This window comes from Micromonospora sp. B11E3 (genome assembly GCF_039871625.1).
Classification (GTDB): domain Bacteria; phylum Actinomycetota; class Actinomycetes; order Mycobacteriales; family Micromonosporaceae; genus Micromonospora.
The window spans coordinates 1-713 of record NZ_JBDPMC010000244.1; the positions used below are offsets into that span (position 1 = coordinate 1).

At 70.5% G+C, this 713-nt stretch carries 1 protein-coding gene; it reads left to right on the forward strand.

The genetic code is table 11. The features are described 5' to 3' along the window. The coding region (locus ABGB16_RS33895) for a hypothetical protein (protein WP_347672123.1) at positions 1 to 713 on the forward strand (713 nt) is incomplete at both ends.

Sequence of the window (713 nt, forward strand, 5' to 3'; positions counted from 1 at the left end):
ATCGAGGCGGTCAAGAGCGCCGTGCGGGACCGGGTGGACCGAAGCCTCGATGCGATCCTCGGTACCTCCGCACCCGTGCTGCCCGCTGTGGTGGCCGGTCCCGACGCCGCGCAGGTGAGTGCCGTGGCGAACGTGGTCCGGCAGGCGGTCACCGACCTGCCCGCCCGCTTCACGGCCGCGGCCATCCCCGGCGCCCCCGCACCGGCCGCCAACTGGGCTACCGTCGACATTCCAGAAAGCGGGCGCGCCGGCGCGCCGACCGTGCCGATAACGCCCGAGCAGCACACCGCAGCAGCGAACAGGCAGGCAGTAGAGCAGTTCACCGACCTGGCCGACCAGTACGGCGTCAAGCTGGCCAGCGACGGCCCCCTCGCCGAATCCTTCCAAGAAGACTGGGTCAAGGAATACCACCAGGTCCTCGCCCAGGCCGCCGGCAGCGCCACCCCGGGCACGCCCGGCGTGCCGGGCACGCCGGGCACGGCTGGGACGCCGGACGCGGCCAGCGCCCGTAGCACGGTGCCGGCTGGCGCTGCCTCCCGCGCCGATGACACGCCGATCCACCACAACACCAACACCAACACCAACGCCAACGCCAACGCCAACGACAGCGACAGTGACAGCGCCAGTGGCATGTCTGTCTCCAGCGACGGCGTGTTCAGCAACCTCGACACCAGCGACACAATTTCGATCAGTGACGTGTCCTCGCCGGACGA